The sequence below is a fragment of the Pseudoalteromonas peptidolytica genome (assembly GCF_012641745.1).
In the GTDB taxonomy this organism is placed as follows: Bacteria; Pseudomonadota; Gammaproteobacteria; order Enterobacterales; family Alteromonadaceae; genus Pseudoalteromonas; species Pseudoalteromonas peptidolytica.
In genome coordinates this window covers 1-22968 of sequence record NZ_WEHZ01000007.1, presented here as the reverse complement: position 1 = coordinate 22968, position 22968 = coordinate 1, and the positions used below count along the sequence as shown (strand labels likewise).

20 protein-coding genes are annotated in these 22968 nt (G+C 42.5%); 13 read left to right on the top strand and 7 right to left on the bottom strand.

All coding sequences use genetic code 11. The annotated features are described in order from the left end of the window. Nucleotides 1–59: 59 nt before the first annotated feature. A complete protein-coding gene (locus F9Y84_RS06180) occupies nucleotides 60–2396 on the bottom strand; it encodes a DNA polymerase II (protein WP_147389982.1) in 2337 nt (778 codons plus the stop codon). Between the two features lie 165 nt (nucleotides 2397–2561). On the opposite strand from F9Y84_RS06180, the gene dinG reads away from it, so the two are divergent. The 7 genes from dinG (at nucleotide 2562) to F9Y84_RS06145 (ending at nucleotide 8265) form a co-directional block, all read left to right on the top strand. Then, nucleotides 2562–4631: an ATP-dependent DNA helicase DinG gene (gene dinG / locus F9Y84_RS06175; RefSeq protein ID WP_147389981.1), complete on the top strand. Its 2070-nt coding sequence runs from the start codon at nucleotides 2562–2564 to the stop codon at nucleotides 4629–4631. Nucleotides 4632–4633: 2 nt separating this feature from the next. Continuing rightward, nucleotides 4634–5413, top strand: coding sequence for a TSUP family transporter (locus tag F9Y84_RS06170; RefSeq protein ID WP_125252380.1), 780 nt, complete (start codon nucleotides 4634–4636; stop codon nucleotides 5411–5413). Further along, nucleotides 5410–6009, top strand: coding sequence for a primosomal replication protein (locus F9Y84_RS06165; RefSeq protein WP_125252381.1), 600 nt, complete (start codon nucleotides 5410–5412; stop codon nucleotides 6007–6009). The genes F9Y84_RS06170 and F9Y84_RS06165 overlap by 4 nt, the downstream gene beginning before the upstream one ends. Beyond that, nucleotides 6009–6911 carry a histone deacetylase family protein gene (locus tag F9Y84_RS06160; RefSeq protein ID WP_147389980.1) on the top strand — a complete coding sequence of 301 codons (903 nt, stop codon included), beginning with the start codon at nucleotides 6009–6011 and terminating at the stop codon, nucleotides 6909–6911. The genes F9Y84_RS06165 and F9Y84_RS06160 overlap by 1 nt, the downstream gene beginning before the upstream one ends. 28 nt (nucleotides 6912–6939) lie before the next feature. Continuing rightward, entirely contained in the window at nucleotides 6940–7212 is a 273-nt protein-coding gene (locus F9Y84_RS06155; RefSeq protein ID WP_125252383.1) for a late competence development ComFB family protein, read from the top strand. Further along, on the top strand, nucleotides 7209–7370 hold the full coding sequence (rsmS, locus tag F9Y84_RS06150) for a pleiotropic regulatory protein RsmS (RefSeq protein ID WP_128730799.1): 162 nt from the start codon (nucleotides 7209–7211) through the stop codon (nucleotides 7368–7370). The genes F9Y84_RS06155 and rsmS overlap by 4 nt, the downstream gene beginning before the upstream one ends. 100 nt (nucleotides 7371–7470) lie before the next feature. Further along, nucleotides 7471–8265 (top strand): NPP1 family protein, encoded by a 795-nt coding sequence (locus tag F9Y84_RS06145; protein ID WP_147389979.1) that lies wholly within the window; start codon nucleotides 7471–7473, stop codon nucleotides 8263–8265. Nucleotides 8266–8331: 66 nt separating this feature from the next. On the opposite strand, the gene F9Y84_RS06140 is transcribed toward F9Y84_RS06145, so the two are convergent. Further along, nucleotides 8332–8796, bottom strand: a complete 465-nt coding sequence (locus F9Y84_RS06140) for a hypothetical protein (RefSeq protein ID WP_147389978.1) — start codon at nucleotides 8794–8796, stop codon at nucleotides 8332–8334. Between the two features lie 291 nt (nucleotides 8797–9087). On the opposite strand from F9Y84_RS06140, the gene F9Y84_RS06135 reads away from it, so the two are divergent. From F9Y84_RS06135 to F9Y84_RS06120, 4 genes are all read left to right on the top strand, one after another. Then, nucleotides 9088–12183, top strand: coding sequence for an efflux RND transporter permease subunit (locus F9Y84_RS06135; RefSeq protein ID WP_147389977.1), 3096 nt, complete (start codon nucleotides 9088–9090; stop codon nucleotides 12181–12183). A gap of 28 nt (nucleotides 12184–12211) precedes the next feature. After that, nucleotides 12212–13285 (top strand): efflux RND transporter periplasmic adaptor subunit, encoded by a 1074-nt coding sequence (locus F9Y84_RS06130; RefSeq protein WP_147389976.1) that lies wholly within the window; start codon nucleotides 12212–12214, stop codon nucleotides 13283–13285. A 127-nt stretch (nucleotides 13286–13412) separates the two neighbouring features. Beyond that, on the top strand, nucleotides 13413–14168 hold the full coding sequence (locus F9Y84_RS06125) for a Nif3-like dinuclear metal center hexameric protein (protein WP_147389975.1): 756 nt from the start codon (nucleotides 13413–13415) through the stop codon (nucleotides 14166–14168). Between the two features lie 20 nt (nucleotides 14169–14188). Then, nucleotides 14189–14995, top strand: a complete 807-nt coding sequence (locus F9Y84_RS06120; protein WP_147389974.1) for a methyltransferase domain-containing protein — start codon at nucleotides 14189–14191, stop codon at nucleotides 14993–14995. 163 nt (nucleotides 14996–15158) lie between these two features. Here the strand turns inward: F9Y84_RS06120 and map are convergent, their stop codons facing one another. From map to F9Y84_RS06105, 3 genes are all read right to left on the bottom strand, one after another. Continuing rightward, the gene (map, locus tag F9Y84_RS06115) at nucleotides 15159–15929 is read right to left on the bottom strand and encodes a type I methionyl aminopeptidase (protein ID WP_147389973.1); all 771 of its coding nucleotides are present in this window, start codon (nucleotides 15927–15929) and stop codon (nucleotides 15159–15161) included. Nucleotide 15930: 1 nt separating this feature from the next. Continuing rightward, on the bottom strand, nucleotides 15931–16131 hold the full coding sequence (locus F9Y84_RS06110; RefSeq protein WP_128732699.1) for a ParD-like family protein: 201 nt from the start codon (nucleotides 16129–16131) through the stop codon (nucleotides 15931–15933). 155 nt (nucleotides 16132–16286) lie between these two features. Next, the gene (locus F9Y84_RS06105) at nucleotides 16287–16661 is read right to left on the bottom strand and encodes a rhodanese-like domain-containing protein (RefSeq protein ID WP_147389972.1); all 375 of its coding nucleotides are present in this window, start codon (nucleotides 16659–16661) and stop codon (nucleotides 16287–16289) included. Between the two features lie 617 nt (nucleotides 16662–17278). On the opposite strand from F9Y84_RS06105, the gene F9Y84_RS06100 reads away from it, so the two are divergent. After that, nucleotides 17279–18907: a methyl-accepting chemotaxis protein gene (locus F9Y84_RS06100; protein WP_147389971.1), complete on the top strand. Its 1629-nt coding sequence runs from the start codon at nucleotides 17279–17281 to the stop codon at nucleotides 18905–18907. A gap of 38 nt (nucleotides 18908–18945) precedes the next feature. Here the strand turns inward: F9Y84_RS06100 and F9Y84_RS06095 are convergent, their stop codons facing one another. Next, nucleotides 18946–20388, bottom strand: a complete 1443-nt coding sequence (locus F9Y84_RS06095) for a serine hydrolase domain-containing protein (protein ID WP_147389970.1) — start codon at nucleotides 20386–20388, stop codon at nucleotides 18946–18948. A gap of 138 nt (nucleotides 20389–20526) precedes the next feature. Here F9Y84_RS06095 and F9Y84_RS06090 point away from each other — a divergent pair, with 138 nt between their 5' ends. Beyond that, the gene (locus tag F9Y84_RS06090; protein ID WP_147389969.1) at nucleotides 20527–22044 is read left to right on the top strand and encodes a winged helix-turn-helix domain-containing protein; all 1518 of its coding nucleotides are present in this window, start codon (nucleotides 20527–20529) and stop codon (nucleotides 22042–22044) included. A gap of 377 nt (nucleotides 22045–22421) precedes the next feature. On the opposite strand, the gene F9Y84_RS06085 is transcribed toward F9Y84_RS06090, so the two are convergent. Beyond that, nucleotides 22422–22856 carry a hypothetical protein gene (locus tag F9Y84_RS06085; protein ID WP_168756747.1) on the bottom strand — a complete coding sequence of 145 codons (435 nt, stop codon included), beginning with the start codon at nucleotides 22854–22856 and terminating at the stop codon, nucleotides 22422–22424. Nucleotides 22857–22968 lie beyond the last annotated feature (112 nt).

Below are 22968 nucleotides of genomic sequence, written 5' to 3'. Positions count from 1 at the left end.
ACAGCAACAAAATTAACATATAGAAGCAAAGCTATTGCTATAATTGGAATTTAACTGTTCTAAAGTAAGCTAAGACTTTGCTGGCCGTCGGGGCGTATGCTTAGCTGTGCAGCGTTCGGCAACATTTCATAGATAGGCAAAATTTGTTTTTCAATATACTGATAGTAATCAATATCTTTTAACTTATCTGGCACAGCGAACCTAGGCCCGTTGGTACTTAAGTAATATGGTATTTGCGTACCTTTTCTAGCGCTTGTTAAAAGCCCTTCTTCAATCGCTTGTTTTGCAGCTCTTACTTGAGGTGGTATATTTTTGGTATATAACTCCACTGATTTGCCCAGTTTTTTCCGATATACAAGCTTTTCATCGACTTCACCAGCAAAGATGCGACTAATATATTGGTGTGTAATCACAACAGCGTCTTCTCCATCAAACAACGCTCGAATAACAGCTTGTTGGTATTCTTTTGCGATTTCAGTCCAGTCACTGCGAACGGTTTCCATCCCCTTAAATACTAGTTTCTTTTCACCCGCTTCAACAACTTGACCAACATAACGCTTTTTTGAGCCAATTTCTTGGCCACGGATTGTCGGCATAAAAAACGGGCTATAGTGCGTTTCAAATTCTATTTCTAGATAACTATCAAGACCAAAGCGCTCCACTAATTGATTACGCCACTTATCATTGATGGTATGCATTAGCTGTTTTCCAACAGCTTGGCACTCGTGACTCGCTAAACACTCAGGTAAGCAAACGAAAGTGGAGTCCGTATCGCCATAGATAACCTCATATCCTAACTGTTCAATCCAGGTTCTAGTTTGCTGCATAATTTGATGTCCGCGCATCGTTATTGAACTAGCAAGACGAGGATCGTAAAATCGACAGCCCTTTGATCCTAGTACGCCGTACAAGCTATTCATAATAATTTTAATAGCTTGTGACAACATCATATCGCTGTTCAATTTTGCTTTTTCACGGGCGCTTGCAAGTGAGGCAACTAAGCCAGGTAAATGATGTTGAGTGCGACTGAACTTACCTTTGTTAAACCCTTCAATTGCGTCGTTGGGAGCTTGTAACCCCTCAATTAATCCCATAGGGTCAATACAGAACGTGCGAATAATAGAGGGATAAAGGCTTTTAAAATCCAAAACCAAAATATTTTGGTAAAGCCCGGGTTTTGAGTCCATCACATAGCCGCCAGGGCTATCAAAGCTAATGCCATGCTCTGATAAATTAGGGGCGATATAACCACTTCGATGTAATAGTGGTAAGTATAGATTAGTAAATGCGGCCACAGAGCCACCCATTTTCTCAAGCTCCAGTCCTGTCAGTTGCGTGCGCGCAAGCGCAAACTCCAATAAGTTTAGCTTGAGAAATATATCTAAAACTAGCTGGCAATCCTGCATATTATATGCGGCCAAAGCAGGCTTATCATGATGGAATTGGCGGATGATCTCTTCGAGGCGGTCATCTTGCGCAATAAGCTTTGTGCGCCCAAGTATTTTCTCCGCCACAAAGCTGAGCTTGAAAGTTTCAAAGTGGTAGGTGGCATTTTTCATCATATCTATGCCATCTAGCATAACTCTGCCCGGAATTAACACTCGGGTGTAATTCCCTTTAAATATAGACATCGCACCACCGTCTCGCCCAATAGACAATGCCACTCCGTTGGCTTGTGCACGCTCAGCTAATATGTTTGCATCGAACTCAATCACATTCCAGCCAATTAAGACATCTGGATCCAGTCGATTTATTTGCGTCACTAACTCTTGTAATAATGCGATTTCATCATGAACCCAAATCACCTCAACGGTGGCTGGTTGTGGTTCACCTATCATGATAACAAACTGCTCGAGCTTAGTAACAAGTCCGATCGAAAACAGCACACCTTCACCGTTGCATTCAATATCTATTGATAGCATGTCAAGATTTGGCCGGTAATCATCTGAGGCTTTAAATTGTGCTTGGGTAATTTCAACGTAACCTTGTTTGTGTGTCGCATGCCCCTTGACCCAAGCAGCTCCTTTAATAAATCGCTCCATTAAATAGCGGTCAGTATGGCGAATATCTTCTTCATATAATGTAACTTGGTTTTCAAGCAGCTGCTTTGCTTCATAGAACTGAGGTAAACTACGAAACTTCACGACACAAACGGGGTTTTGATCAAAGTGCTTTAGTTGACTGGAAAAAATGTCAAAGCGTACCTGACTCTGATTGAGGATCTCTGTTACTTTGGCGCGCTGCGTGAGCTTTATAAAAAATAGTGGCTGCTCACCATCCACCCACACCTTCAGCAAATGCTGGTGTGACTTAAGCCAATAGCACAAACGCAGCTTACCGTTTACTTGTATTTGCTGTCTTGATAATACAAAGCCCTGATATATCGCTTGTGCCAACTCCAATACCACCCTAAAATAGCTCAATCACTGTAATTATATCCACCTGTTTATTGAACATAAAGGCGTTTACAACTAAACCGACCTAATTAGGATAACGATTAAACACAAATTTAGTTCAAGTGGTAGGCTTGTTCCATCTTTGCACACTAGGCCAGATACATTATGCTCTCAGACAAATTAAAAAAAACCATCCGTCAAGCACATCAGCAAATAGCGTCTGCTTTAGATGGCTTTCGCCCGCGTCCGAGCCAAAACTATCTCGTTGCCGAAATAGCCAAAACGCTGAGTGGCGATTATCATCGAACTCAACGTATATGTGTAATCGAAGCTGGAACCGGCACCGGCAAATCTCTCGCGTATTTGTTAGGCGCGCTACCGGTTGCACTTTCTAGCAAAAAAAAGCTTGTAATTTCAACTGCAACGGTGGCTTTACAAGAACAGCTGATCAACAAAGAGCTGCCTTTTTTGCAGGCTCATTCGGGTTTGGATTTTAAGTTTGACTTGGTTAAAGGTCGCCAGCGCTATATTTGTGTACAAAAGCTTATGGCAGCGGTAAGTGATGATGAAATGCAGTTGTCCATGATGCCGACAACCAGTAGTCCATTATCAAAAGCCGAACAAAGCTGTTTAAGAGAGCTTGCCCTCGCTTACCAAGAAAAACGCTGGCAAGGAGACCGAGATAGTTGGGAAGATACCATTCCTGACAAAGTCTGGAACATCATTGCTTGCGATAAACATGCTTGCCAACGTCAGCTAAAGTCCCATCACTTGTGCCCTTTTCATTTAGCGAGACAAAAAATCGCACAAATGGATGTGTTGGTAATTAACCATGCGTTACTACTTGCAGATCTTGAGTTAGGTGGCGGGACTATTTTACCTGAACCTGAAGACACCTTTTATGTGATAGACGAAGCACATCACCTCCCCCATATCACCCGTGATTTTTCCTCTGCTGCAGCAACAATTAAGGGGACTATTGAGTGGCTTGAAAAGCTCCTCAAGTTTAGTGGAAAAATGGCCAACACTGTGGTTTCACAAAAGGCCATAGGACAAAACTTTAAGTTAAATGATGCCGCCAATGACGCCGCGAAATATCTAAAAGCAGTACGAGATATTCTCGATCAAAGTGATTTTACTTACAATGATGATGACACCTATCGTTTTAGCCATGGAGAGGTGCCTGAAAGCCTAACAGTAAAAGCAAAAGATATTGCTGATGCTACGCAAGACGCACTACGTTGCCTCACAAAAATGCACGATGCTTTATCTGGGGATGTCTCTGATGGTGATGTACAAGCATTTTTAGCAGATCCATTGCTTGTTGAAAGTGGCCAGTATATAAACCGTTTAGAGCAGCTGAATAAATTGTGGTTCAGCTATGCGAAAAAGGGAGAAAACGTCCCCCATGCAAGATGGATTAAGCGTTTAGAATACAAAAATCATCATGACCACCTGTTGTGCGACTGCCCTATTGAAGTAGGCTATTACCTAAAAGATAATCTTTGGCGAGAATGTGCAGGTGCCGTGTTGTGTTCAGCAACACTTAGTGCACTGGGCAACTTTGACCACTTTGCTCATGAAAGTGGCTTGGCAAAAGAACCTGGGGTCAAATATATCAAAGCAGATTCTCCATTTGATTATCCAAATCAAGCCACCTTACATTTGCCCAAAACACCAACCGATCCAACCGATAAAGCATTTAGCGATTACCTTGGCGAAGCGCTACCGAATTATCTAGATACGAATAAAGCAAACCTTGTGTTATTTGCATCTTATTGGCAAATGAATCACGTTGTAGAAAAGCTAAGAAGGAAAAAGCTTAATATTTTAGTACAAGGAGAGTTGTCTCGTGATGCTTTGCTCACCCGCCATAAAGCCAATATCGACTTGGGTCGTGGCAGTATTTTATTTGGCACGCAGAGTTTATCCGAGGGTTTAGATCTCCCCGGCAAGTACCTAGAAAACCTTATTGTAACCAAGATCCCTTTTGCCGTCCCCACTTCACCTATTGAGGAAGCGCAAGCCGAGTTCATACAAAGTAAAGGCGGCAATCCATTTTTATCTATAACAGTGCCTGATGCTGCGAAGAAATTAGTACAAAGCTGTGGTAGACTGCTGCGCAAAGAATCAGATTCCGGCCGTATCACCATCTTAGATAGACGCTTGGTTACCAAGCGGTATGGTAAAGCCATGCTCGATACTCTGCCACCTTACAAAAGGCAAATTGATTAATAATGTTTGAACTCGCGTTAGAACCCACTACATGGGGGTTACTTTGCTTAGTCGCACTGGCTGCTGGATTTATTGACGCTATTGCTGGGGGCGGTGGACTACTAACTGTGCCCGCGTTGTTGACAGCCGGACTTCCACCACATTTAACGTTGGGCACCAATAAACTTGCTGCCAGTTTTGGCTCACTTACGGCCAGTTTTACTTACTATAAAAAGCAGCTGTTTAAGCCTAGCTTTTGGATAGGTTCCACTATTGCGACTGCTATAGGCGCGGTATTGGGCACTCTACTGGTCGATTTTCTTAGTATCGAGTTTTTAAATAAGTTGATACCTATCATTATTATTGTTGTTGCAATATACAGCTTGGTCGGCAAACTAAGCCCAACCGATTCACATACATTGCCCGAAGCTAATCGAGCGCTAAAAATAAAACAGTGGGCTCAAGGTCTGTCTCTCGGGTTCTTCGATGGTATGGCAGGACCAGGGACTGGTACTTTTTGGACGGCTTCAAACAGCATGCTATATAAAATGAGCTTGCTGTTGAACTGCGGCCTTGCTCGTTCAATGAACTTTGTTTCTAACTTTATTTCATTGATCACTTTTGTCGCTTTGGGACACGTAAACTTTTTATTGGGTGTAACCATGGGGGCATTTTTAATGTTTGGCGCATGGCTTGGCGCACACTCAGCCATAAAATTTGGTAACAAGTTGATCAAACCGTTATTTAATACCGTCGTCATTATTCTTGCTGGCAAGCTTATTATTGAGGCTTATTTTTCATGAGTGTGGGGCTTATCAAACTAGAACAGCAAATTAGCCGCTTGAAGCAACAAGCCGTGCAATTTGATGCTGCCAAATGGTTTGATAAGAACCGCTATATGCAGGCGCAACCGAGCTTATTCGATACTCGAGTGTTTCGAACCAAAAGCTTAAAGCTCAGTGATTATGTTGATGAGATCTCAGAAGCAATGACTCACCTGCCACCTAGCGAGCAACGTCACGCTTTTGCATTTGCAATAGAGCGGATAGGTTCGCAGATGGAGGCGGTGTTAAAAGTATTAAAATCAACCCCTGTATGGGCCAAAGAAAATAAACTCAACACTCCAAAGAAGGCCAAAGTTTATAAAAAAGCCGTACAAAAAATCATGCAATCCTCTCATGAGTTATATCAAGAGCTCTCGCAAAATCATGAGTTTGAACGTAGATTACAAGAAATGATAGACCTGAGAAGGCTACAAATGGACAAGGCGAACGGCAATGAAGCTGCTAAGCTTAACGCCGAAATTTTAGCCCTCCATGCTCGCCTTGGTCGTTGCAGAAAAGCCATTACGGCCACCGAGCAAAAAATTCAAGAAGTAGAAAAAAGTCAAAATCGATAATGCTTTACTACCACCCAATTTACAGCGCCCTAGCTTTACCAAAGCATCACCGCTTCCCAATCAGCAAATATCAAAAATTATATCAACGATTAAATAACAACAAGTTTGCCGAGCATATCAAGCAGCCTGAGCAAAAAATTACCCGCGATGCACTCCTTCTTTGCCATGACAGCGGTTATGTCGATGCCTTTTTAGCAGGTACCCTAAGCGACAAAGCTATTAAGAGAATGGGCTTTCCTTGGAGCCGACAACTTGTGGAGCGTACCTTGATTTCTTTGGGTGGCAGTTTAGCAGCAGCTGAGTATGCACTAACGCATGGCATTGCAGCCAACCTAAGTGGCGGCTATCATCATGCACATCGTGAGTTTGGCAGTGGTTTTTGCATTTTTAATGACTGGGTTGTTGCCGCGACCTTAATTGCACAACAACAAGCTGAGAAAGTGCTGATCTTTGACTGTGATGTCCACCAAGGTGACGGCACCGCAGCCCTAGCCAAAGGGCGTGATGATATTGTCACCTGCTCTATTCACTGTGAAAGCAACTTCCCAAGGATCAAACCCAATTCAGATTTAGACTTTGCATTACCGGTGGGAACAGAAGACAAACAATACCTTGAAACTGTTCAAGAAGCGATAACGCTAGCTACACGTATACATCAGCCAGATATTATTTTATATAATGCTGGTGCAGATATTTACCAAGGCGATGAATTAGGCCACTTCAATATCTCGCTCGAGGGCGTATACACCCGTGATTCAATTGTAATTGACTGTGCCGTTACACAAAATATCCCCTTAGCTATCGCGCTCGGTGGTGGCTATCAAAGAAACATCGACCAACTTATAGATGTACATCAACAAACCTTTTTGGCTTTGTTAGGTAACCCCGCTATTATGATATAAACTAAAAAAGGAATGTGCAGGAGGCGGTATGAAATTACATGACGATATACATAATTATTACGAAAAGCTGGTTGTTGAGCATATTGTTCGTCGTAAACTAGATAAAGTCTATGATGAAGATGTTATGGCTGATTTTTGCTGCACTGTATTAAATCAGCTGCCTTCACGTTACATTCGCTATGATGTAGATATGGAGTTTTACCTCCCGCAACCAGAAAGAGAAAAAATGGAAAAGGCAGTTGACGTCGCCATCGAATTTGCTGTTGCCCAAATCGCCAAAAAGAAGCAGTTTCAAGAATGAGTACTCCGTTAGAACAAGCTCCAACCCATGTAAAGCTCGCCATTGATCTCATCATGTTGCTTGAACAGCATGAGATCCCTGCTGAAGAAGTGCTCGCTGCACTTGAGATTGTTCAGTCTGATTTCAAAAATAAATTAAATCCAGAACAAAAAACTTAACACATTATATACAATCAAGTCATACTTCCGCGATAATCTTGGATCCTAATCTCGGCGTTAGCGGCTGCTAACGCCAATTATACCCATTAAGGAAAGCGATATGACAACACCATATAAACCTCTTTTATCTCTTGCGATTGTGCTTGCTGGCGTGCAAATAGCGCAGGCTCATGATTTCATAGCCTTAGATGAAGCACTCCCCGCCCCTTACATCATTAACGGTACAGAGCCGGTATTTGATTTTGATGGTGACGGTTGCCTCCCAAGTGCTGGGATAAGCCGAACCGGCGAACAAAACTCGGGGTTAAAAACTTCTGGACGTATCACTGGCGATTGCCGCGACAATCAATTTTTAAATACCTCAAATACTGTACATCGCTACGCCTGCAAAACGACCGAAAGCGGTGATTATTGTGGCCACTTTTATGCACTTTATTTTAAGAAAGATCAGGTATTTGACTATTTTGGCGGAGGCCACCGGCACGACTGGGAATATGCAGCGGTGTGGACGCTTGATGGGTTAGTCACACACGGAAGCTATAGCGCTCATGGCGATCTATTTACGAAACCGGCTCAAGAGCTGCCATTTGAAAATGGTCATTTAAAGATTGTCTATCATAAGGATGGCATACTGACGCATGCACTTCGTTTTGCCAAGCATAATGAGATTGCTGAAAATGGTTATCACCGCTTTGTAACCCCTCCGATAATAAGTTGGTATCACATGACTGGCGACAACATCTCAAATATAGACTTACGTGATAAGCTGAATCAATATGACTACGGCTCTGCGACTTTACCGGTAAAAGATAGTCGCTTTCTTAATAATTTAAATCGTTTTAAACCTGAGGGTTACCCTACCTATACGCAAAGCGATATTAATGCCTCTAGATAGATTACACTGAACTATCTCACAGGCTATGTGCTTCAAAAGCACTTAGCCTGAGGCTTCTCATACCAGTTACGACATCATTTCCGAAGGTGTATTCTGACGAGCTTGCGTCAATTTATACTGCGCAAAAAAGATACTGTCTACCTCACTGCTATTAGGATCAGTGAAATACGCAATATCACTTCGATGTGGCTGTGGTGAGAGATGATTGCCGTCTTCCCAGTATAGTACCGCGTGTTTTATCAGTTCACCTAAATAGGTATGATCCCACGCATAATGACAAAAACCATGATGATCGCTCAAATTTGGCGAATATGCTTTACTCATCGGCTTAGCCAGCTGAGCATTTTTATAGTCAGCAAAATGCTTCGCATCTTGTTCTGCGCAAAGTGGATCAGTGAAATAAGCGACATCACGTCTAGGTGGTAATGCCTGTGGCAGGCCAAACTTATCCGTTATCCCACCACATTCCACTACTATCCACTGAACAAAATGTGCACCAATAATATGATCCCATTTTAACGCTACAAACATAAACTCTCCTTTTATACTTCATTAACTAATCAACACTATTGCAAAGAGCTGATCGCGCTGGCCCTAGTTTAACGACTTAATAGCTCTGTGCTAGTCAAAGTTCTATCGGGTTTATTCCAGATCAAAAAGTTTTTCAATCTATAAAAAAGCGTTACAAGGTATTACGAGAATGCACTTTATCGCTTATTTTCGCCGATTGGACGCTAACTTCGAAAAACGTAAGATTTACTTTACTGGCACTTTTTTTACATCACACTACAATGCAAAAAAAGCAAGATTGGAAGTATAGCAATGAACATAACACGTAGTTCGCTTAAGAATCCAGCGAGTGTAATTGTTATTCTGGTACTTATAATGCTGTTTGGAATGTTAAGTATTTTTAAGCTCCCCATACAGTTAACACCAGATATAGAGCAACCTCAAATCACTATTTTTTCTGGATGGCGCCAAGCTGCTCCAGAAGAAATTGAGTCAGTGATAATTGAACCGCTAGAAAATGCAGTTAAAAATACCCCAGGCGCACTTGAGATAAACACCAATATTAATCGGGGGAATGGTTCTATCACGCTCACCTTCGCTGTTGGTGCGAATATGCAGCAAGCCATGTTGGACGTATTAACTAGCTTGAATCAAGCTCCGCCATTACCTTTAGATGCGATTGACCCTGTAGTTTTTGCTGGCGGCAACAATGGCGAAGCCGCGGCCACTTTACTCGTCACGCCCAAAGACTATCACTCAGATAGTCTCGACTTCGATATGGCGCAATTTCAAAAACAAATAGATGAATTTATCGAGCCGAGACTTGCCCGTATTCCCGGGGTTGCCAGAGTCGACCTTGCCAGCGAGCGCCCCAAAGAGTTACGCATTACTTTTGACCCTCACAAGGCCGCAGCATTGGGCATTAGCCTAAACCAAATTAGTAATGTTTTAGCCAGTTCTAGGGATACCTCAGGCGGTCTTGCCAATGTGGGAAGACGCCAATATACAGTCAGATTTACAGGCCAATACGACCTTTCAAGTATGGCACAAATGCGCGTTGGTTACTCCGGTGATAGACCCATATATTTGGGGGATATTGCCAGTGTCGAGCGCACCTTTTCAGACCGTCTAGGTATGAGTGGGCGCAACGGTAAACCCGCCTACTACATCCGAATTTCAAGAGCAAATGAAGCCAATACAGTGGCATTGTTAGATGAGATAAACCAAGCTATTAATGAGTTAAATCAAGGTCCTTTAGCAGAAAATGGTCTGTCTATCGAACTGAGCTTTGACGCCTCAGTGCATATCCGAAACGCGCTGTCACTAGTGAAAGGAAATTTAGGCCTTGGCGTGCTGCTTTCTTGTTTAATTCTGTGGCTATTTTTCAGAGGGATTAAAGCGACTGTTGTTATAGCGGTAACTATTCCTGTTTCCCTGATGGTGGCATTTCTCACACTTAATATTTTTGACCGTAGCCTTAATGTGATCTCTCTTGCGGGACTTGCATTTGCTGTGGGGTTGGTTTTAGATGCTGCCATCATAGTGCAGGAAAATATAGCACGGCTTCGCACCGAGGGGTTTGATAGTAAAAAGGCCGCACTAAAGGGCGCGGCGCAAGTGACTGGCGCGCTCTTTGCTTCAACGACTACAAGTGTAGCCATCTTTTTACCTATTCTCTTTATGGCCGGTATTGAAGGCCAGCTGTTTTCGGATTTAGCACTGACACTCTCTATTGCGGTTATTGCGTCCATGCTCTGCGCCATCACACTCATTCCGCTTGCCAACCATCTTTGGCCTGACAGTGAAATAAAAACAGACCCTTACCACCAATACTGGCAAAAACTCACGAACTTCATCATGAAATTGACCAATAGCCGAACTAAGCAACTCACTTGGATTGGGGTGTTACTTGGTGGCTCGGTGGTTGCAACAATGACCATGCTACCAAAAACTGACTTTATGCCCCGAGCACCAACAGATGGCTTCTTCTTCAGTTTAGTAACGCCTCCTGGTGGTAATGTCCAATTTATGGAAGAAGAGTTATTACTGAGAGTAAAAAAGCGTTTGATGCCATATTACGAAGGCGCAAAGGAGCCCGGAATAAAAGATTTTAACTTTTATGCTTTTGGCTCTAACGCCGGGGGGTTTATTTATTCTGCCGATCCGCAGCGTGTCGAAGAATTGATGAAAGTAGCGCGAGAGGAAATTTTTGTTGACCTGCCCGATACGCAAGTCTTTTTCTTTCGAGGCTCAATGATCCAGGTAGCCAATGGTGGTGACGGCCGCGACATTAATATTGATATCACCGGCCCAAATATGGATGACTTAATTACAGGCGCTGAAGTTGCGTTAGGAGCCGTAAAAGAGGCATTGCCACAAGCAACAGCTAGGCCTCAGCCGCGCTTAGACATGGCTGAGCCAGAGCTAAGGCTTACACCAAACGATCGCCGTATCACGCAAGCGGGGTTAACACGTCGCGATGTATCGCAGGCCGTTCAAGCTTACACTGGAGGTTTATTTATCAATGAGTACTTTGATGGTAACGAACGTATGAATGTCATCTTACGCGGTATTCCATGGAAGAACCCAGAAGAGCTGAAGGCATTACCCATAGTAACTCCACATTCTGGTATTCAAACGCTTGGTGAACTTGCCAACATTGAGCGTACTGTTGGTCCAACTCAGTTACGGCGAGTAAATGGTCGCCGAACAGTAAGCATCGTTGTCACTCCACCAGCTGACATGAGCTTGCAACAAGTTCAGACTATTTTGACTGAGCAAGTTATGCCTAAAGTTAGAGCAAGCATGCCTGATAGCGCCGGTGTGATTTTGGCCGGAAACGCCCAGAAGATGAACTCTGCAATGGCCGAAATGGCGCTCAACTTTGTGTTGGCACTGTTTATTTTATTCCTATTAATGACAGCTCTATTTAAATCTGCAAAAGATAGCGTACTGGTGTTACTAGTTATGCCCCTAGCGATTGCCGGTGGTGTACTGGCACTATATATATTGAACCTATTTACCTTCCAATCGTTAGACTTACTGACCATGATTGGCTTTATTATTCTGCTTGGGCTGGTTGTCAATAATGCCATTCTATTGGTCGACCAAACTCGGGTTGCCATGGCTTCAGGCATGAACCGAGAAACCGCAGTAAGGCAAGCGGTACTGCTAAGAGCGCGGCCAGTATATTTAAGTACGTTAACGAGTTTGTTCGGTATGCTGCCACTAATGCTTATGCCTGGTGTAGGCTCAGAAATTTACCGTGGTCTTGCCACTGTTATCGTAGGTGGGATGGCAATCAGCGCGCTATTTACTTTAGTGCTCATGCCAAGCTTGTTACAGCTTGGGCGAAAAACCCCGCCTTGCCAAGGCAATCAGCAAGTAACCAAAGCCCCCTTAGCTTAGTCGCGGCTCAGTAAATAGTGAGAATAACATGAAGAACCTAATAAAACAGACCGTTAAAACATTGGCACTTTGTACTTGTATTATTGCGCCACAAATTTATGCGGTTGTCCCCGTAAGCACTAAAGCAGTGACCGAAGCGCCACTAACCCATGAAATTGAAGTAAGTGGTACGTTATATGGCAAAAACGATGTGACCCTCACTTCTGGCGTCAGCGGCAGATTACTCTATGTGGTCGAGCCAGGCACAACCGTAACCAAAGACGAAGTACTGGTCAGAATGGACACCTTGCCGTTAGAGCTTGACAAGGCAAGGCAGACCGAGCTACTCAAGCGTGCAAAAATTAATTTACGCTTATATCAACAAGAACTCTCACGGTTAAAAAAGCTAGCTAAAACCAGTAGCGCCGCAGAAAGCCAGGTTGATGAAGTACAGAATAAACATGATTTGGCCTTGTCTGATATTGCACTGGCAGAAGTTGAACTTCGCGTCATAGAAGACAAGCTTTCAAGAGCCACTATTCGCGCCCCATTCAATGGGGTGATCAGTGAGCGTTTCAAACGTGCTGGTAGAGAAATTAATCGTGCAGACGAGCTGGTAACAATTTTAGATATTCACCACCTTGAAGCTCGCCTTTATGTGCCGGTAAAGTACCTTAAGTTTTTACACCAAGGCATCGAATTGCCCATTCAGGCTGGCGACTTATCACACCCTGAACATACTACTGCCACCATTACTTCGGTGATCCCATCAACCGATCCACGCTCACAAACTGTTGAGGTGCGCGCGTCCATTACCGCTGAGCAAAGTCATAGCTGGGCAATCGGTCAACTTGTTGATGTTACTGTGCCGCTCAGCAGTAAACAGCCGACGCTCTTGGTAGATCGCGATGCCCTCATACTGCGAAAACAAGGCTCTCATGTGGTTAAAATCGATGCTCAAAATAAAGCCGAGCAAATTCCCGTTACCATTGGCAATGGAAAAGGCCAATGGGTCGAAGTTATTCCTCGTCAAGCGCAAAGCCTACGCGCTGGCGATAAGGTTGCTATTCGTGGTGCTGAGCGACTTCAAACAGGTCAAGATGTTGAAGTTACCAACCCGTAACTAAGCCGGTTTACTAGCCCAATGAGCCCACTCAAGGATGAGCGGCTCATTTTTCTTTTACTTCCCTTCAATTTTGATCTCATCACAAAACAGGTAAACTAGCACCATCTAACCGTTAGGGGGTGTTATGAAACGAACCAAATTAGTGAACCAATTAACAGAACTGCTAAAACCTTTTCAAATAAATGACTATTGTCCAAATGGGCTACAAGTAGAAGGGAAAGCGGAAATCCAAAAAGTAGTTACAGGTGTAACCGCAAGCCAAGCCTTAATTGACGCAGCAGTTGCACGCGGCGCTGATGCTATTTTGGTTCACCATGGTTATTTCTGGAAAGGCGAAGACCAATGTGTAACCGGCATGAAAAAGCGTAGGCTACAAACGTTGCTTGCCAATGATATTAACCTGCTTGCATACCACCTTCCTTTGGATGTTCATCCGGAACTTGGCAATAATGCTCAGCTTGGTAAATTGTTAGGGCTTGAAATTGAAAGGCCGCTTGAGCCATGGAATAAAAATAGCGTCGCTGTTAAAGGCAAACTAACAACACCAATGACTGCAACGGATTTTGCAGCACTTGTTGAAGAAAAACTTGGCCGTAAACCACTGTTAAACATCGCTGGCGAGCATCTTATTCACACCATTGCTTGGTGTACTGGTGGTGGACAAAGCTTTATTGACCTTGCAGCAAGTCAAGGTATAGATGCCTACCTCACGGGCGAGGCGTCAGAACAAACGATCCATTCTTCGAACGAGCAGCAGATACACTTTATCGCCGCCGGACATCATGCCACCGAACGCTACGGTGCCAAAGCGCTCGGCGAATACTTAGCAGCGCAATACAACCTCGATGTTGAGTTCATCGATATCGACAATCCGGTTTAAGTACAAGTAAATATTGCAATATGGCGAAAAGAAAACATCAAGGCAAGCCTGCTCCATCAGATAGAAATTTTGGTGAACTTACACATAAGTTTAAAAATAACATCTATGGAACCAACAAAGGGAAGATCAGAGAGGCGGTGTTACAGCGAGACCTGCATGCGCAACTTGACTGGCTTGGTCACGCAACTGATAAACGGGTGCTCGATGTGGGAGGAGGTCAAGGACAGTTAGCACTTTACTTAGCCGCGCTTGGGCACCATGTTACCGTTATCGATATCTCTGACGAGATGCTTGAACTTGCCAGAACTCGGGCAAATGAAGCGGGACTGTGTGAGCGGATGCGCTTTATCCGTGCGCCATTACAAGAAATAGCACAACTGAGCTTAGGGCAATTCGACTTGGTCATGTGTCACGCAGTACTAGAATGGCTAGTGGACCAACGAAGTGCGATTGATTTACTCAAAGCGCAAGTGTCACCAAGTGGCGCCCTTTCTTTGATGTATTTCAATCACGAGGCACATTTAATGGCAAACATGGTCTACGGTAACTTTGATTATGTGCAAAAGGGGCTCAAGGTTAAACAAAAGGTAGGACTTAGCCCAAATAATCCAATCAAACAAGCTGACATGGCGGCTTGGCTAGAAGCAGCTAAGCTAACTATCGCGCAAAAAACCGGTGTACGCTGTTTTCATGACTACTTAAGAGAGCTTAACAAGGCTGATGATGATTTTGATGCTTTGCTTGAGTTAGAGCTTAAATACAACCGCCAAGAGCCATACGCCTCTATTGGCCGGTATACTCACCTGATGTTAATACCAATTAAGTAATCTATTTTGAGACGAGAAAACCTTGTCGATAACACTGCTGCCGCCCCCCACTATCGCCAAGATATCTACGCGATAGGCATGGCAAAATGTTAGCGTCAGCTTTGTTACTTCAAATTGAGCAAGTATTAAGATTAATTGATACAAGTGTAAGCACGCCCGAGGCTTACACTTCCTCTGCTCTAAGTGTCAATACTTCATAGCCTTGCTCGGTTACCAATACGGTATGCTCCCATTGTGCTGAGAGTTTTTTATCTCGTGTCACTACCGTCCAACCGTCTTTCTTGGTTTTAATTTTAGCATTGCCTTGGTTGATCATCGGCTCTATGGTAAAGGTCATCCCCGGTTTTAGCACCATGCCTGTATTTGGCTTACCGTAGTGTAAAACATTGGGGCCTTCGTGCATTTCTTTACCAATGCCGTGGCCGCAGTATTCTCGCACCACACTATACCCTGCTTGCTCTGCAACGCGCTGGATCGCCGAGCCAATATCGCCAAGCTTAGCGCCAGGTTTTACTATGCGGATCCCAGCCCACATTGCTTGGTAGGTTGTTTCAACGAGTCTTCTAGCCGGTAACAGCGCTTCAGGCATCACATACATTTTGCTGGAGTCACTGATAAAGCCATTTTTCTCTAAAGTAATATCGATGTTCACGATATCTGATGATTTCAGCAGTTGCGATTTACTCGGTACGCCATGGCACACAACCTCGTTCACTGAACTATTGAGCACAAATTGATAACCATATTGACCTAAACTTGCCGGACGTGCATTTAGCTTATCCACAATAAAGTTGTGTACTCTGTCATTAATCTCCAGCGTAGAAATACTGGGCTCAATCCAGCTATCGATATAGTCAAACACTCGCGTAAGTAAACTGCTACTTTCACGCATCAGCTCAATTTCATCGGCTGTTTTGATTGTTACCTGCTGCACACTACTTCCCTTGGTATTCTCGCGCCTTAACGCGTTGCCTTTCTGCTGCAATGATTTCAATAAATGTCATGGTGGGGTTTTCCTCAGCCAGACGCCCTACTTTTATCCAAAACTCTGCTTGTGCATTGATTGAACGAGACATAACCGTGCTTGCCTCACGTACTTCATCATGTAATTCATCTGAGATTTTGACTATACCCACAATATAAACCAACTATGAACCATATATAAATCGTATGGTACTTTAAACTAACAGCTGTACCAAACGCAACCTTGTTTTATGGCTACCACAGGGAGCCATAAGGATTGGCCTTCATAATTATTGCAGTTGAGATAAGCCCTAGCGCTGAAAAGGTGTTAGTTCACAATCGGCATAGACGATGCCTGCCATTTTTGCATATCTCCCTCTAAATGCTTCAATTTATACCCTTTTGGCAGCAGCTCCTTGATAAAAATACCTGCACGGCGTCCTGAGCGACAATACACCACCAAAGTGTCACCACGCAGCTTTGAGAGAGCCTCTTGGTGTTGGTCTATTTCATCAAACGGTATATTAATCGCACCTTTGATATGTCCGTCGCTAAACTCGGCTGCGCTTCTCACATCAATAATGGTAAATGGTGAAACAGACATCTGATTCACTAACAGCTGATGCTGTGTGATTTTGTCTGTTGACTGAGCCAAACATGCACTACTTACAAAAATGAGTAGGCCAATAATCAATTTTTTCATCGCAACCCTCTTTATCGCTATCATTTCTACCATGACATACCGTAACAAAATGTAATGTCACAAAATTTACTAATGTTTCTAAAGATTTTCAGGTAATGCTGTAAAACACATTATCAATACTTGAGAATTTTAGCTCAAGATCAGCCGTTAACTCACTGAAATACCAAAGATCAAAAATGTAATTTAAGATAAATAAAAAAATCAATGCGTTAACTTGCCTCCTCACTAACATCCAGATGAGTTAAATCAGCGGTCAGCTCAGAATCCAACTAAGTTGACACTTTTTTGTTTACCAATTTAGCCTTTACATATGTTTTTTAACATTTATCACCTCATGAATTTTCATTCAATTTTTCACTTAAAAGATTGCTTAGCATTAAAGTAAAACAATAAAAAATGTAGAAAAACCTCAAAATAAAAGCAGTTTACTTTTTATTACTCGAAGAATTAGTTCAAAACTGCGCATAAAAACCCACGCTTAATTTAGGCTTTTATCAACAAAAGGAACAAACTTAAAACATTCGCAAAAAAGATTTAATTTCATATTTTTATAAAGATTAAAATATAATCCAAAATCAAATTTCAACATAAGCAAATGGGTTTATTGAGCTGTACTAATGAATGTAAAAAAACTCTCTATCGCAAATCAAATAGTTTTAAGTTTCACCTCTGTCTTTATCATTTTCGTTACCGTGGGCCTTTTGAGCTACAAGGGCATGAATGAAATAAACGCTAACCTGAACTACATTGTCAGAACGAGTATTCCTTCTGTAGAGACAGTCAAGAATATAAAGATTGATTTGTCTACAATAAGAAAGGATGAGTTTAGTACGGCTTTAAACCCAGAAAATGAATTGGTTAGTGAATGGCTAGAGATCCTAAGAGACCTTAAAAGGTCATTAAATGATAAGGTTAATTTATATAAATCATTGCCTGTTAGTGCGGAAGAAAAAGCACTCTTTAATGAGTTTATCTATGCTTGGCAACGATATGCTGACGCTACATATCATTATGAAAGTTTAATTTTAAGTGGGAACGCTACCGAAGCAAACCGTATAATTTTAGATAGCTACCCACTTTTTGCTAAAGCCATGTCAGAGCTAACCGAGCTTGAAGCACTGAATAATAAGAGCGTAGAGCAGTCTGAGCGCAAGGCTATTGCCGCTGTAAAAAGTTCTTTATTTACACTCGCTATCTCAGGCCTATTAATCGCAATAACTATTGTTCTGATTTGTTTAGCGCTGAGTAAGGCTATTAAAACACCGTTAGCGGTATCAGTTTCACTTGCAAGTAAGATTGCTCGAGGCGAGCTAAACCACGCGATTGTACTTGAAGATCTCGGTAACAACGAACTGGGCTTGCTGACTCAGTCTTTGGAAAAAATGCGTGCGCAACTACATGCCTTAATCACCATGATTAATGACTCTGCAATTCAACTAACCGCTGCGGTCGAAGAAGTAAATGCTATTTCCTATCAAAACGCACAAGGCATGAATACGCAGCAAAATGAATTACAATCGGTCGCCTCAGCAATGACTCAAATGCAAGCTGCGATCAGTGAAGTGGCTAAAAGTACAGAAATGGGGGCTGAGTCAGCAACTCAAGCGAGTGATAAAGCCAAAGAAGGTAGCAGTGCCCTTAAATCCAATATTAGTCATATTTCAGACGTTGCAGAAACCGTTTCCTCAGCTGGTGAGCTTGCCAATAACCTTGAAAAGAACTCTCACAATATCAATGTAGTCGTTGATGTGATCCGAGAAATTGCAGAGCAAACCAATTTATTGGCTTTAAATGCTGCAATTGAGGCCGCCCGTGCTGGGGCGCAAGGTCGAGGCTTTGCCGTTGTCGCCGATGAGGTGCGTTCTCTTGCACAAAGAACACAGGATTCCACCACACAAATTGTAGAGATTGTTAATGATCTACAAACCAAGTCAAAAGAAACGGGTATCGCGACCAAAAGCTGTGAACAAGGAATAGCACTTTGTGTAGAGCAGTCAGAAGTCGCAGGTAACATGATCCAACAAATTGAAAGCCAAATAGACAGTATTGCTGCCATGAGCACACAAATCGCTTCTGCCTGCCATCAACAATCCGTTGTTTCAGAAGAGCTGAACAAAAATATTGAGACAATCAACTATTCAGCGGTTGAAATGACCGAAGGTGCAAACCAAACGGCCACTGCATGTAATGAAATGAGTAAACTGGCTCATGACCTTAAAGCACAAGTAGATAGATTCACGCTCTAAGGTCACTCATCTGCTCAAACCATCGTCGCGCTTATTAGCTAAGGTAATTGCTGAGCGCGACGATTGGATTCCACAAATGCCCTCGCCGTTTCATGTTGGCTGTCTAATTGCAATAATTGTTGATAAATAGCTTGTGCGCTTTTCTTATCTCCCTGCTTGAGATGCGCTTCTGCAAGGCTGTCATAGGTGTTCACACTTTTTGGATGTGCAGCAACATTTACCTTAAAAAACTCGATAGCCGCATGGTAAGCACCAACTTCAAGTAATTGATAGCCGAAACGGTTTAGTCGGCGCTCGCTAAACCCCTGCCCTTCATGCACTTGTTGCTGATAACTTTTTATTGCTGCAGCAACGTCTTGTGCAGTAATGGTTGCAAACAGCGTTCGCTCTGCACTTAACCTTGGAACTTGCACTGCTTTACCCGCGAGTATATCAAGTAAGCCGTTCACCATATCTGTAAGCGGTGCACCACCTGTATTGTCCAACAAAATGATTACGGTTTGGTCTTCCAGCACTCTTGTGATCTTTGCGCCAAACCCGGGAATTCCGCCACTGTGATGAACCAGTGTTTTCGTTTGGTTCGCGACTTTTTGTTTGTTTATTTCCCAACCAAAGCCATAATTTCTATGCTTGGAGGGGATAAACAACAATGACTTTAACTCCGGAGATAATAACTTGTCGTGATAAAGCGCACGATCCCATTTATACATATCTTGTACTGTTGAGTACATTGCACCTGCTGAAAAAGGCACGCTCATATCTATAAAGTCCGCGTGTTTTACGCCCGCTAGCGTCGTATCGTAACCACTAGCTAGGCCTTTAATCAATTTCTTATGGTCGGCAAATCCTGTATCTTTCATATCAAGTGGCAACAATATGTGCGTTTCAAGTAGTTGCCAGTAACTTTTTCCTGTCACACGTTCAAGGATCCGCCCAAGTATGGTGTAACCGGCATTGCTGTAACGAAATGCCGAGCCTGGCTTAAACCGTAAGTCACCTGAGCAGAATATCTTGATAAATTCATCTCTGTGGTAAGGGTTATGGCTTTGTACACGACGAAATTCTGGATGTCTAAATACATCAGGAAGACCCGACGTATGATTAAGTAATTGCCGTATGGTAATTTGCCTTCCTGTATCGTTTCTATATTCCGGCAGATAGCTAACAATATTGGCATCGAGGTTAATACGACCTTGCTCCACCTGTTGTAAAACCAAAACAGCCGTAAACTGTTTTGTCACCGATGCAAGCTTAAATTTAGTACTGGGCTGGTTTGCTATTTGCCACTCAATATTGGCAAATCCATAACCCTGCTGTAATAAAATGTCTGACCCTTGCGCAATCAAAACCGCACCATCGAACTCTTTAATCTGATGATACTGCGCGATATAACTATCTAGCTTCTGTTGTAACGGCTCTGCTGCATCAGCAGACAGGGAAAATAAATACAAAAACAACAGTAAATTAACGAGTACTTTCATGTAAATCCTTGTTTATTATGATGACACACCTTACTCTACGGATCTGTTGTTGGCTTGCTAGTGTGCTTGAGTGACTTTAAGTGACATAAAAATTAAAAGCTTTTAAATCAATAAAATAATAAAAATAGGATTTATAAATTGCAGTATCAATTGAATCAAAAATGGCATTTTGATGTCAGTTCACGCACCATCAGCCATAATGAAACCTGTCACACACTGACACCTCTGAGCCATAGATTATTGCTCACCCTAATTGAACATGCACCCGACCTTGTGACTTATCAGCAACTAGAACAGCAGGTATGGCTTGGGCGAATAGTGACCCATGATGCAATAAAAAAACAAATAGCGAGATTAAGAAAACAGCTTAATGATGATGCCATCCAGCCAGAGTATATTGTGTCTGAACGCAGCTTTGGATACCGCCTTAGTGCAACTGTAGAGAAAGTGAATCACCAGCCACTGGTGCCGACCACAAAACGGTTTTCGATTATCACGGTGTCAGCAATTAGTTTTGCTCTACTCTTCGCGTTAGGAATTTATCAATACTTCCTCACAACATTAAAGCATGCAGAAAACACTGTTACGGTGCTGAGTGTGGCGCAGCAACATGTTGCGCAGGAAACCGCAGAAGATAATTTACGTGCCATCACGCTGTATCAGCAAAGCATTAATACCTCGCCAGCTGTAAATGAAAGTTATAAAGGCTTAAGCCAAGCATTACTAGATGAACATAAATTATATAATCAAACTGAAGATGCCCTCGAACAAAGTTTAATAAATGCAAAAAAAGCGCTTGATTTAACCCCTACCAGCCCATCAGCGCAGCGACTTCAAGCTCAAGCCCATGCGCTACAAGGTCGCTATAGTCTGGCACAACAGCAACTCACAGAAATGGTCGCTGATACGCCTGACTGGCCTTTACTTAAAGCAAACTTAGCCGAGTCCTACTTGTCACAAGGCAATACCATTAATGCCTACCCGTTAGCACGCCAAGCCTACGAAAGCTCCTCTAGCGAACCAAAGATCGTTGCTACCTATCTTAACTGCCTACGCAAAATGTATATGACTCAGTGGTTTGAAAACGTTTATAACAATGCAAGTCCCACAGTAAAAGCATCTCCTTGGGTGCAACTGGAATACATAAAGCTTTTGCAGCAACAAGGAAAACATAAAACAGCGACTCAACAACTTAATGTATTAGCCAGCACCGCTTCACATTCTCAAGCGCTAAATTGGTTCACCGCCCTTTCTTATCTTAGTGAATACCATCATAAACAAGCCGTTGACACTTTATCGCTGACTGTTGAAAAACAAGGGAAATATGCTTTATTTAGCCGATTATATTTATCATTACTCACCGCTCAGCCTAAATTGATAAACAGATACCAAAATGACATCCTCACTCTCATTGAAGCTGGTAACCAAGATCCTGAGTTAGTATTTAGCCTTGGTCTTATTAGCCTTTACCATCAACACAATGTTAAGGCCAAGCGCTATTTCAAACAGGCTATATTACTGGGGTTTAGTGATGAATTTAGGTTTAAAGCATTACCCTTCAACCTCACAGCAGAGCAAACTCACTTTATAGATATCATTATCCAGCAACTCAATGTCTCAAACTTAAAGAGAAGGGTTAAGCGCACGCCAAAGTAGCCACGATACATGATCTAACGATAAGTGGGGACGAATGATAAAGATAACCCTGCTTAAGGCTGGCAAAAAACGAACGAGTTTATACCAATCGTATTAATACTTACTCAATTTTAAGGAGTATATCTTACTGTTGCATCGTGCCAAACTCAGCCGCTCAACAGCAAGTTAATATCTGAAATCTAATTGCGATATTAGACACTCACTCAACTCGTATTTGGACAAAAACGAGCTAGGTCGTCAGCTGTATTAGATGAATTTCGTATAACAGTTTCTATGGGCTAGTGCCCCAATAAGGAACTGATAAAAGTTTGGCTAAAAAAGCGAGGTACGAGAGCAGCCAAGCTTGTTAAGTCCATTCGTTGATTTTCTTGTTATATTTATTTTTCACTTTTCTTATTGGGTAAATAAACCCAGCCTTTACTTTTTACACAATCCAACGTTCTACTTGTTAAATTTTGAATACCATTAAGTATTGGCTTGAATGATTGGTCGTCGAATATTGGTTTAATAGACACGTCTCTTCTACTATTTTTAAGCACGATAAAAGCAAGACGATGCATTAAATAGTCGCTAGAATATTGCTTTAATCTTTCAGGGTCTGACACTTCCAATTCACCAAACATAAAAGACTCACCCGAAAACGATTGTTTTAAACATTCATTGTATTCTGTTTTATAAGGCTCTTCAGTTACAGCGATTTTTCCATATTGACTATGTTCCACGTGCCCGCTCTGAGGTTTTAACACTTGTTTTTCAAAATAATTATTAATATCTGACTGGGAGGCTTTTACAACATGCCAGGGGCGGAGCATACTTTGATTACTTATAAACCAAAGAATACCTGTGCCCTAAATTTGTCGTTCCAGCCAGCGGTTTTCAATTTGCTGCGTTGACTCGGTAAGCCGCATTCACACTGCTTGAGCA